Raw genomic sequence first — 11838 nt, forward strand, 5'->3', positions numbered from 1 at the left:
GTGCAGAGGAGCGGGGGAGGGACGCTGAGGGGGGCCGCCGAGCCATGCGCCAGGCCGGTGGAGAGTCCGTGCAGCCCAGTCGGCCGCGGCTGACGCCGGGCCAAGGTCCCGGGCGAAGCGCGGCACTCGGAGTAGCCTGCGTCGTGTTCGGTGAAATAGGGTGCCGGGCGAGTGACAGTTCCAGGGGCCAGGGGTGTTCGTCATCCCGATATGGCCCCACGGGCGACCGCCGTCACTCCGCCATGAGAGGGGACCCCTATGTTCCGTGAATTCGGGCTCAGCAACCTCACGGCCGTCGCCCTGACGACCGTCGCGACCCTGGCCTCCGCGGCCGGGGCGCCCCTCCCAGCGCAGTCCGCCTTCTTCCTGTCCCGGAGCGAGAACCGGAACCAGGTCCACTACGCCCTGCGCCTGGACGAGGCCTGCCGCCCCGTGGGGACGCGTCCCGTGCAGGTGTACTGGCGGATGTTGGAGCGCGGGGCGTCGGAGGTGGAGGAGCTGCTGGAGGTCGAGCAACCCGTGTATGGACTGGAGGACCCGCAGCAGGTCGAGGCCACCGCGGATGGCTGGCGAGTGCGGGTGCGCCTGCGGGCCTTTCCCTCACGCCCCATCGACATCACCACCGCGCGGGTCGGCGGCGTATGTCAGGTCCAGGCGTGGACGAAGCTGGGCAACAGCGTCTGCCGGCTGGAGCACGTCTTCGTGAAAACGTCCTGGCCCTTCTCAGTCGACTTCGTGCGGCTGGATGGCGTGGGGCCGGATGGGAAGCCAGTCCATGATCTGATTCGCGAGTGAGGTGGGATTCCCTGCCGACATGCGAGTATTCCAAAAAGAAATTGAGCTTGGGGATAGAATGAAGACATGCGCACCTTCCTGTTTGCCGCACTGTCAGTCATATCCCCGCTCGCCGCTTGTGGTCCTGGGCCCGCCGAGGCACCTCCGGAAACCGTGGCGTCGAAGGTCCAGTCCTTGCAGACCCAGTTGAGCTGTTTCCAGCCCTTTGAATGGGCGCCGCCCGCGACGGTGAATGTGGGCCTCATTGCCAGCCAGGTCACGTCGGTGGTGGGCCTGAGCGACAGCATTGGCGGCGTGGGCGTGAAGCTGGAACTGGTCAACAACCAGTATCCGACCCAATACGTGAACGTGGTGGAGGACCGGAGCGCGGCGGGAGCGGGCTGGCAGACCAGCTACATCATCCAGGACTGGCCCGGCGGCGTGGGCAACATCGTCTTCAACCAGGCAGCGGGCAACTCCACGGCGGGGCAGTGGGGTTACACGAACCTCTATGCCTTCTCTGGCAGTACCATCAACGCACTGGATTGGAATCCGCTCGTGTCGGACCATCTCCATGAAGCGGGCACGTCCTTCAGCCCTTGCTACAGCACGGGATATGTCTTCGATGACGGGCAATCGAACATCACGGGCGCACTCGTGAACACGGCGGCGGGCTCGGTGGTGCGCTGGACGAATGCCTATTCCTTCCGGGCACGGGTGAACCAGTCGTGGCCGCAATGGAGCGCGGAGCAGGCGCTCTACTTGAAGAAGAACGTGGCCTCCATGGGGGACCTGCGCATCTACCTGCGCAAGGGAAGCACGGTGCATGGCCCCATCCGTCCGGTGAACCGCTTCACCATCCCCGAGGCCACTTGCGTCCAGAACAACGGCTCCGCCTGCAACACGGTTCCGTATGACTACGCGGTGCTCGTCTGGAACATCCTGGGGGTCGACGTGGGCATCGCCATTCCGGACCTGTCGGACGGCGTCAGCCTGAACATGGAGGAAACGACCTACTGCTCGAACGCGAACGACCTGACGTGCGGCAACATCAACTTCCATGCGTGGAAGCGTCTGCCCTCCGCGAACATCCTCGCGGGCTCGGTGCGGACCGTGGCCCGGGACTATGTGATTGGCACCCTGCCCCAGTTGGCGGCGCTGGGGTACACGATTCAGTAGGCGGGGCGCAGGGGGCCGTAGGGCCCCCTGCATTGATTACATCCTCAGAGCGGCTCCCAGCCGTTCTCGGTGCAATAACCGACGAATTCGTCGGTTGCGAAGTAGGTGTACGTACCCACGAGATGATATTGGATGTAGTTCAGACCGCACTCGGGATAGATGTGCCCGACCACCGTCGTGTGGCTGGCATCGCTGTAGAGCGTCGTCACGTAAGCGGCTTCCCGGTAGCTGGCGCTGACCGGGCTGGCGCTCAGGAAGACGGACGCGACAGCGAGAGAGGTCAAAATCCGCGTTGCCATGGGTTTCTCCCTGGATGGACTGGATACCTGTTTGTTCGTGCGGGAGGGCTGACTGCCCACTGGCACGAGTCGTGATTAAAGCCGTGCAGAAAGCGCAAATCCAGGGCAGCGCTGTCGTTCCGTGGCGGCTGACACGCCCGGGTCGTCCTCGAAGCGGCGCGGCGCGGTCATCCCATCTGGACGACGACCTTGCCCTTCGCGCGGCCCTGCTCGAGGTAGGCGAAGGCCCCCGCGATGTCCTCGAACGGGAACACCCGGTCCACGACGACCTCCAGGGCCCGCGCGTCGATGAGCTTCGCCAGCTCCTCGAGGTCGGCCCCGCTCGGGTGCATGAAGAGGTAGCGGTAGCTCACGCCACGACGGGCGGCGCGCAAGCGGATGCCGGCGCTCGCGACCCAGAAGAGGGCCGCGAGCCCGGGCCCGCGCCCGAGGTCCAGGGTCGCCGTCTTCGGCTCCGGCATGCCCGCGATGGAGACGACGCGCCCACCGCGCTTGACGACGTCGAAGGCGCGCGTGAGCGTGTCGCCCCCGACGAGGTCGAGCGCGCTGTCTTGATCCTTCAGCTCGCGTGTGAAGTCGCTCGACGTGTAGTCAACGACGATGTCCGCGCCGAGCCGGGTGACGAGCTCCCGCCCCCGCGCGGACGCCGTGGTCGCGACCTGTGCGCCGAAGTGCCGAGCAAGCTGGAGTGCGAAGGTGCCCACGCCGCCCGCGCCTCCCGGGATGAAGACGCGCTGTCCACGGGAGACCTTCAGCTCGTCGCGCAGGGCCTGGAGCGCCGTCAATCCGGCCAGCGGAACGGCGGCGGCCTGGGTGAAGTCGAGCGTCCGGGGCTTCCGGGCCACGACGTCCTCGCGGACGCAGGCGTACTCCGCGAATGCGCCCAGGTCCTCCTTGACGACGCGCGCGAAGACCTCATCGCCGGCCTGGAAGCGCGTCACGCCCTCGCCCAGCGCGTCCACGGTGCCCGCCAGTTCATTGCCAAGGACGACCGGCAGGGGATAGCGCGTGATGACCTTCAGCTGCCCCTCGCGCAGCTTGTAGTCCACCGGGTTCAGCCCCGCGGCGCGCACCCGGATGCGCACCTCGCCGGGGCGCGGCTGGGGAATGGGGATGTCGCGCGACTCCGCCGTCTGAGGACCGCCATACTTCGTGAGGACATAGGCTCGCATGCGCGGCAGTGGACCCCGAGCACGGCGTGAAACTCAAGCCCGACCCGAGTGGGACGCCCGGAGGCCTTGTCCGCATTGCCGGGCGCTCTTGAAGCAATCAGATGGAGGCCTGGGGAAGTGGACCGCACCCTCACGGCGCTCACATCAATCGCTGGGGTCCGCTGGCGGCGATCCACCGCGCTTCAAGAACCTCGATGCCGGGTGACTAGAATCCGCCGGGGCAATTCTTGATGCAACCGCTGCCTCCACAGTCGGCGGGGGGAGAGGGCATCGTTGCCAGGCACCCCTTCGGCGGTATTCTGACGTCATGCGTCCCCTCCGGTATTCCATCAACGTCACGTTGGACGGGTGCTGCGATCATCGTGAGATTCCCGCGGACGAAGACTGCACAAGCATGTCGACCTGAAGCTCGTGAGCCGGCTGGAGCTCGGCTCGGGGGCGGTGGCGATGCGGTATGAGCCGAGACGGTAGCAGCCACCCAGACAGTTCCAGCCGGCCCTGGAGAGCGTCATCTCCGGGGCCGTTGTTGTTCGTACTCGCCCCCCAAGGACACCCCACCTCATGCCTGCCCACCTCCCGGAGCGGATCGTCCGCTCCCTCCTCGCGTCGCGCCCGGGCCTCACCGGCGCGCTCACGCTCCTCCTGCTGACCCGCTGTGTCGCGCCCTCCGGCGCCCCCGAGCCCACCGAAGCGCCCGCGCCCGCCACCGTGCGCCAGGCGCTCGCGTGCAGCGGCGGGGGCAGCATCGACCAGCACGCCGCGCAGTGTGACGGCACGGGGAAGCTGCTGTCCTGGGCGCCGCCCACGAACCCGGGCAGCTCCGCCGCGTATGACTACGTGCTGGACCTGAACCAGAACTACCTGCTCGCGCTCCCCAACCTGTCCAACCTCACGAACCCGTCGGTGGCCAAACCCGCCTACTACGCGCACTCGTACCTGTGCAGCGGCACGGCGCCCGGGTGTTCTCCCGCCGGTGAGCCGGTGGGCTGGCCGCACAACCCCGCCGGCCTGAACGCGATGCTCATCGAGTCCGGCCTCGCGTACTCGCCCTACAAGAACGACCCGCGCCTGCGGAACGCCGCGCTGGCGCTGCTGGACTGGCACCTGGCGCACGGCATGACGGCCGTGGGGGACCACTGGTCGCAGGTGCCCTACGCGAGCGGCGCCAGCGGTACGCTGACGTACGCCGGCACGCAGGCGGGCTCATCGGTGGGCGTGGGCGACGGCGTGGGCTACCTCCAGCCGGAGAAGGTGGGCGCGCTCGCGTGGGCCGCCGTCCAGGCTTTCAAGTTCAATGGCAACACGGCCTACCGCGACATGGCCATCAACGCGGCGAACCAGCTCACCAGCCACCTGCGCACCCCGACCTCCACCGTGTCGCCGTGGCCGTACCGCGTGCGGGCCTCCGACAACGCCGTGCGCACCGGCGCCAACATCGTCGACAATTACGCGTCCAACGTCGTGGAGCCCCTCAAGCTGTTCCAGGAGCTCATCAAGCTGGGACAGGCGGGCACGCTGAACGGCGCGCCCGGCTACAGCAGCACGCAGCTGGCCCAATGGCAGAGCACCCAGGCCACCGTCCTCGCGTGGCTGCTGGGCGGCAACGGCCCCATCGCGACGCAGAACTGGACCCAGTACTTCGAGGACGTGGGCTCGGACGCCACCAACAACCTGAACCAGCTTGTCCCCGGGGAGACGGCCAAGTTCCTGATGGACAACCCCGGCCTGGACCCGGGCTGGCAGGCGCACGTGCAGAACATCATCGCCTTCATCGAGACGAACTTCGGAGACACGCTGGAGTTCGGCGCGCGTCCCATCAAGGAGCAGTACGCCTTCCACTACAAGATGGGCAGCCACACCGCGCGCTACGCCGCCGTGAACGCGCGCTACGCGGAGCTCACCGGAGACGCGACGGCGAAGGACAAGGCCTTCCGCGCGTTCAACTGGGCCACGTACATGGTGCGCAACAGCGGGCTCACCATCGACGGGCCGTATCCCAACAACGTCTGGTTCACGGACGGCTGGGGTGACTTCATCCGCCACTTCGTCATCGGCATGGGCGCGCAGCCGGACTGGGCGCCCGCCGGACAGAACCACCTGCTGCGCTCCACCTCCGTCGTGACGAGCGTCACCTACGGGCCCGGCAACGAGGTCCGCTACACCACCTACGACGCCAGCGCGACGGAGGTGCTACGCCTCGCCTTCGTCCCCTCGGCGGTGACGGCGGGCGGCACCGCCCTGTCGCAGCGCACGGACCTGGCCGCGGACGGGTGGACCTTCGACACCGGCAACAACGCGCTCCGCATCCGCCACTCGGCCAGCGGGGTCATCGTCATCTCCGGGGCGCCTCCCACCGCCCCCGCCGTCGCCATCACCGCGCCCTCGGCCGGGCAGAACTTCACCGCGCCCGCGACGCTCAGCCTGGGTGCCACCGCCACGCCCACCACGGGCCGCACGCTCGCCAGCGTCACGTTCCGCGCGGGCGCCACCGTGCTCTGCACCGTGAACGCCCCCGTCTCCAACCCCGTCACCTGCACGGCCACGAGCAGCCTGGGCAATGGCAGCCACACCGTGAGCGCGGAGGCGGTGGACAGCCTGGGCGAGAGCGGCTCCGCGTCGGTGGCCATCACGGTCGCCGGCCCGCCCACGGTCAGCATCCTGAGTCCCGCCTCCGGCGCCACGCTGCCCACGGGGAGCACGACCCTCAGCGCTTCGGCCAGCGCGGGCGCGGGGCGGACCCTCACGCGCGTGGAGTTCTTCCAGGGCACCACGTCGCTCTGCTTCACGACGACCGGCACGGGCTGCTCGTGGAACGCGACGGCCGGCACGTACTCCAATGTCTTTGCCCGCGCGACGGACAATGGCAGCCCGGCGCTCGTCACCCACTCCGCGCCGGTGAGCTTCACGGTGAGCCCCACCGCGGGCGGCGTGCGGCTCGTGGGCGTCGACACCGTGGGGACGCAGAACGACTTCGACAACGGCGGCTCGGTGAACGCCTTCCAGTACACCGCCGTCGCGACAGGGACGCTGGGGACGCTCAAGGTCTTCGCGGCGCCGGGCAACGCCAATGCGGCGCTGTCCATGGGCGTCTACAGCGATGCCTCGGGCGCTCCGGGCACCTTGCTCTCCTCCTGCACCACCCCGGTGGTGGATCCGCTGCCGCTGGCGGCGGGGCAGTGGTACGGCTGCACCGCCGCGCCGCAGGTGACGCTCACGTCGGGCACCGTCTACTGGCTGGCGCTGCTGGGCGCGAACGGGGGCGGCGTGTTCCGCTACATGGACCTGCCCACCGGCTCCATGCGCTACTCGCCGACGGGACTCTCCGCGCTGCCGGGCCCCACGTTCGGCACCTCCACCGTGTACACGGGCGCGTCCAGCGCTTCGATGTATGGCCTCTCCGCGGGCAGCTCCACCGCGCCGGCGGTGTCCATCACCCAGCCGGCCGCCAACGCGAACTTCACCGCGCCCGCCAACCTGAACCTCCAGGCCACCGCCACGGCGGGCCCGGGCCGCACGCTCACGAAGGTGGAGTTCTTCGACAACGGCACCACGCTGCTCTGCACGGTGAACGCGCCCAGCACGGCGTCCGTGAGCTGCGGCGTCAGCTCGCTCCAGGACGGCGCGCACAGCGTGACGGCGAAGGCCACCGACGACACGCTCCAGGCCACCACCTCCGCCGCGGTGCCCCTCACGCTGTCCAACCCGCCGACGGTGAGCCTCACGTCCCCCGTCGCCAATGCCACGTACACCGCGCCGGCCTCCGTGCCGCTGGCCGCGACCGCCAGCGCGGGTTTCAGCCGGAGCATCGCGCGGGTGGACTTCTACGCGGACGGCACGTCGCTCATCTGCTCCAGCACCACCAGCCCCTACGGCTGCACCTGGAGCAATCCCTCCCAGGGAAGCCACACGGTTCGCGCCGTGGCCGTGGACAATGGCAGTCCCGCCGCCAGCACCAATTCCGCCACGGTCTCCATCACCGTGAGCAGCGCCACCAGCGTGCCCGCGGCGCCCACGGGCCTGACGGCGACGGCGGTGTCGCCGGGGCAGATCAACCTGGCGTGGACCGATGCCTCGACCAACGAGAGCGGCTTCCTGGTGGAGCGGGCGCCGGACGTCTCCGGGGCCCCGGGCACCTTCGCCCAGGTCGGGACGCCGGGCGCCAACGTGGTGACGTTCAGTGACACGGGCCGGGCCGCGAGCACCCGCTATTGGTACCGGGTCCGCGCGACCAACGCCGCGGGAAGCTCGGCCTCTACGGCCAACGCCAGCGCGACGACCCCCGCCGCGCCCACCGCCCTCGTCGGCAACAGCACCGTGCTGACGGCGTCCGACTTCGAGAACGCCGGCGTCGCGGCGGCGTTCAGCTACGCGGCGAGCGCCACCGGCAACGTCACGCGGCTGAGCCTCTACGTGGATGCACAGACGACGGCCACCACGCTCCAGCTCGGCCTGTATGCGAATGGGAGCGGGACGCCCGGCGCCCAGCTGCGCAATTGCACCGTCACGCCCGTCACGCCTGGCGCGTGGAACGTCTGCACCATCACGTCACAGGCGGTGACGTCGGGCACGACGTACTGGCTGGCGGTCCTCAGTCCCACCGGCGGGGGCGACATCTACTGGCGCCACACCAGCGGCACCGGCTCCTACAAGGTGCAGCCGGGCCTGACGGCGCTGCCCGCCACCTGGTCCGGCACTGGCGGCTACCCGGGCAGCAACATGTCCGCCTACGCCGGCAACTGAGCCCACGCCCGGCGGATGGAGTCCAGCAGCTCACGCAGGTGATGCCCAGGGGACGTGACGCGCGTCACGCGGCCCGCTATGTCCCTGCTGCGTGAGCACCCCCCTCCTCACCCTGCTGGCCCTCCTGGGCTTCGCCGCGAACTCGCTGCTGTGCCGCGCGGCCCTCTCGGGTGGCGCGGCGCGCAGCATCGATGCGGGTTCGTTCACGCTGGTGCGGCTTGCGTCGGGAGCGCTGGTGCTCGCGCTGCTGCTGCGGCTCCGCCGGGGCGGCCGCGGGGCGACGGGGCACGGGAGCTGGGCCTCGGCGCTCGCGCTCTTCGTGTACGCGGCTGGCTTCAGCTTCGCGTACGTGCGCATCGGGGCGGGCGTGGGTGCGCTGCTGCTCTTCGGCTGCGTGCAGCTCACCATGCTCGCGGCAGGGCTCGCGCGCGGTGAGCGGCCGCGCGCGCTCGAGTGGGTGGGGCTCGCGGTGGCACTCGCAGGGTTCGCGGGGCTCACGCTTCCTGGAGCGAGCGCGCCGGATGCGCTCGGCGCGGGGCTGATGGCCGCGGCGGGCGTGGCGTGGGGCATCTACAGCCTGCGGGGGCGTGGGAGCACGGACCCGCTCGCGGCGACGGCCGGCAACTTCGTGCGCAGTGTGCCGCTGGCCCTGGCGCTCGTGATGCTCGCCCGCGCTCTGGACGCGGCCCCACACCCGTCGTCGAAGGGACTCCTGCTCGCGGTCACGTCAGGCGCGCTCGCCTCGGGCGTGGGCTACAGCCTCTGGTACGCGGCGCTGCCCCACCTGAGCAGCGCGCGCGCGGCGGTGGTGCAGCTGTGCGTCCCGGTCATCGCGGCGGTGGGGGCGGTGCTGCTGCTCGGAGAGCCCCTCACCCAGCGGCTGCTGCTGGGGGGCACCGCGCTGCTCGCGGGCGTTCTGCTGAGCCTGCGTGCGAAGCAGCGTCCCATGACGGCGAAACCCTGAGAGGCACGTGGGCCCAGGGGCCCCTGGGACGCGTGCTGCTGCATCCGCGATCCATCAGCACATGGGACCTTCAGGTTCCCGGCAGTCGATGCCGCGGCGCCGGACCCTGTGCGCGGGAGTCCTCAGAAGGAAGGGTCGGTCCGTGCGTTCCTGGCGCGGATGGCCTCTTCGGTCCTCGGAACGAGGGATTCGAGCCCGGTCCTCACGGCCTCCGCCTGGACCTGCTCGATGAACGGACGGAAGCGCTCGTTGTAGGCGCGAAACGCGAGCTCGAAGTGGCAGTCGTGCTCGCGCATCGCATCCGCCAGGGCCGCCGCGCCATCGATGGCCAACGAGCCCCCCATGCCGGCTGCGGGTGACGGGCAGTACCCCGCATCGCCCACCAAGGCGACCCGGCCTTTCGTCCAGGAAGGCATTCGTATCTGGCACAGTTTGTCGAAGTAGAAGCTCGTCGAACTCCGAATCTCTTCGAGCAGCTCCGCGGTCCTCCAGCCCGCCCCAGCGAACTGGTCCGCGATGATCCGTCGTTGCGCCTCCTCATCGCGACGGTCGTAAGGCAGTTCCTGGTCGGAGGCGAACGCGAAGATGATGTCCGTCTTGTTCTTGTAGGCGTTGAGCATCACGGCCTTGCCCGGCACGTTGAACATCTGCGCGGTGTTCCGCTCGATGAGCAGCTTGTCCACGATCGTGATCGAGAAGTACTGCTCGAGAAAATGGAGGTACCGGGCTTCGTCGCCGAACCAGAGCCTCCGCACCGCGGAGTGGACACCGTCGCAGCCGAACACCAGGTCGAACGTGCGCCCTGCGCCCCTGGCGAACGTGGCCTCGATGCGGTCTTCCGCCTCGCTCAGCGCGGTGATGCTGTCGTCGAAGACGACCTCGACGTGGTCCTTCACGGCTTCAAACAGCATGTTCAGCAGAACGGTTCGTTCGACCTCGAACTCGTCGTCCGAAGGTGCTTCGCCTTCACCTCTCAGCACCAACGAGCGCTCCGTGACATCGCGCTCGTTCTTCATTTCCCACCGCTGCAGGCTCAATCGGTTCGACCGGATCTGATCGAAGAGCCCCATGCGCCGGACGATGTCAACGGTGTTGCCTTTGATGTCCACGGCCGTGCCGCCCGTCCGGAGCCCGCGCGCGACCTCCACGAGGGTGACCTCGTAGCCGAGGCGGCTCATCCAAAAAGCGGTCGAGAGCCCGGCGAAGCTCGCGCCGGAGATGAGGACCTTCTTTCCATTCGCGCTCATGACGTCTCCGTTCGATGGCCGCGTTCCGGCAGCCCTCGGGGACATGATTTTATGACCGGTCAATTTTTGTGCAATGGATTCGTTGACCGGGTATAGAAAACTCGTGGCCCATGCAGGCGGCGCTTCGCTAGAATCCGGCGCATGGGCGAGCGACGCGAGAGCAAGAAGCGCGAGACCCGGCAGCGGATCTCCGATGTGGCGACGGCGCTTTTCTTCGCGCGGGGCTTCGACGCGGTGACGATCGACGAGATCGCGGCCGCTGCGAGCGTCTCCAAGATGACGGTCTTCAACTACTTCGCGCGCAAGGAGGACCTCATGCTCGATCGCCAGGATGACTTGAAGCTGCTCTTCTTTCGCGAGGCGATCCGCGCAAGGCCGCAGGGGCAATCTCCGATCGCCGAACTCCGCGCACTCATGGGAAGGCTGCGAGAGCAGAAGCATCCGTTCGCCCACTTCGACCGCCGTTCGGCTGACTTCTGGCGCTTCATCGCGGCGAGCCCGTCGCTCGAGGCGCGGCTCCGTGAGCTCAACGACGAAGCGGCAGAAGGGCTCGCGATCGAGTTCGCCGGTCCGAAGCCGGATGGCCTCGCGCGGCTCGCAGCCGGCATGATCGTGCTGACGATACGCACGGCTCGCCAGGAAGCCGTCGGCGTGTTCGAACGCGGAGGCTCCGCGAAGAAGGCGAACGCTGTGTTCTTCGCCCTGGTCGATCAGGGCTTCGCGGCCGTTCAAGGAATGGCGGCGACCGACGCGCGCGGCGAGTCATCGTGAGCTGTGCAGTGGCAAAGCGCTGGCCCGTGGGGCCCGGCGTGGACCGGGTGTCTGGCCCCATCGTACAGTCCCCAGGAAGGGAGATTGCTTGATATGGCGAAACTCGTCTTCGGAATGAACCAGTCGTTGGACGGCTACGTCGACCACATGGCGTTTGGGCCAAGCCCCACCCTCTTTCGTCACTACATCGAGCAGGTTCGCGGCCTGGCAGGCAGTGTGTACGGTCGCCGCATGTACGAGGTGATGCGTTATTGGGACGAGGATCATCCTGAGTGGGACGCGGCGAGACGCGACTTCGCGACGGCCTGGCGGAGCCAACCGAAGTGGGTCGTGTCACGCACGCTGAAGTCCGTTGGCCCCAACGCCACTCTTGTCGCGAATGACCTTGAGGCGACCATCCGCAAGCTGAAGGCTGAGCTTGAGGGAGAGATTGACGTTACAGGTCCGGACCTGGCGCGAAGCCTGACGGACCTCGGTCTCATTGATGCGTACCGAATCTACCTGCACCCCGTCGTGCTGGGTTCCGGCAAGCCCTTCTTCGCCGGCCCTCGGCCGCGACTCCGCCTTGAAGCCAGCGAGCGAATGGACGAGGACGTGATCCGCTTGACGTACGTTCCCGCCTAGCCTCGCTGACGCTTTTCGTGGGTTGATTCCAGGACGGGTCCACGGGGCGAGACGGAGGGGGCGGGGAG

General features: G+C 68.5%; 9 protein-coding genes. 6 read left to right on the plus strand and 3 right to left on the minus strand.

What is annotated here, in order from left to right:
• Nucleotides 1-258 precede the first annotated feature (258 nt).
• Together D7X32_RS39650 and D7X32_RS39655 are read left to right on the plus strand one after the other, a co-directional pair.
• Complete coding sequence (locus tag D7X32_RS39650; protein WP_120607715.1) at nt 259-795, plus strand: DUF4833 domain-containing protein; 537 nt, start codon at nt 259-261, stop codon at nt 793-795.
• A 153-nt stretch (nt 796-948) separates the two neighbouring features.
• Nucleotides 949-1953 carry a hypothetical protein gene (locus D7X32_RS39655; RefSeq protein ID WP_120607716.1) on the plus strand — a complete coding sequence of 335 codons (1005 nt, stop codon included), beginning with the start codon at nt 949-951 and terminating at the stop codon, nt 1951-1953.
• Nucleotides 1954-1997: 44 nt separating this feature from the next.
• On the opposite strand, the gene D7X32_RS39660 is transcribed toward D7X32_RS39655, so the two are convergent.
• Nucleotides 1998-2252, minus strand: coding sequence for a hypothetical protein (locus D7X32_RS39660; protein ID WP_120607717.1), 255 nt, complete (start codon nt 2250-2252; stop codon nt 1998-2000).
• A gap of 167 nt (nt 2253-2419) precedes the next feature.
• Nucleotides 2420-3424, minus strand: a complete 1005-nt coding sequence (locus D7X32_RS39665; protein WP_120607718.1) for an NADP-dependent oxidoreductase — start codon at nt 3422-3424, stop codon at nt 2420-2422.
• A 561-nt stretch (nt 3425-3985) separates the two neighbouring features.
• Here D7X32_RS39665 and D7X32_RS39680 point away from each other — a divergent pair.
• A complete protein-coding gene (locus D7X32_RS39680) occupies nt 3986-8164 on the plus strand; it encodes an Ig-like domain-containing protein (RefSeq protein ID WP_120607719.1) in 4179 nt (1392 codons plus the stop codon).
• A 91-nt stretch (nt 8165-8255) separates the two neighbouring features.
• Nucleotides 8256-9128, plus strand: coding sequence for a DMT family transporter (locus D7X32_RS39685; RefSeq protein ID WP_120607720.1), 873 nt, complete (start codon nt 8256-8258; stop codon nt 9126-9128).
• 122 nt (nt 9129-9250) lie between these two features.
• Here D7X32_RS39685 and D7X32_RS39690 read toward each other — a convergent pair whose 3' ends face one another.
• Complete coding sequence (locus D7X32_RS39690; RefSeq protein ID WP_120607721.1) at nt 9251-10375, minus strand: FAD-dependent monooxygenase; 1125 nt, start codon at nt 10373-10375, stop codon at nt 9251-9253.
• A 141-nt stretch (nt 10376-10516) separates the two neighbouring features.
• On the opposite strand from D7X32_RS39690, the gene D7X32_RS39695 reads away from it, so the two are divergent.
• Nucleotides 10517-11146, plus strand: a complete 630-nt coding sequence (locus D7X32_RS39695) for a TetR/AcrR family transcriptional regulator (RefSeq protein WP_120607722.1) — start codon at nt 10517-10519, stop codon at nt 11144-11146.
• Nucleotides 11147-11239: 93 nt separating this feature from the next.
• On the plus strand, nt 11240-11770 hold the full coding sequence (locus tag D7X32_RS39700) for a dihydrofolate reductase family protein (protein WP_120607723.1): 531 nt from the start codon (nt 11240-11242) through the stop codon (nt 11768-11770).
• The last annotated feature ends 68 nt before the right edge of the window (nt 11771-11838 follow it).

It is taken from the genome of Corallococcus carmarthensis, assembly GCF_003611695.1.
In the GTDB taxonomy this organism is placed as follows: domain Bacteria; phylum Myxococcota; class Myxococcia; order Myxococcales; family Myxococcaceae; genus Corallococcus; species Corallococcus carmarthensis.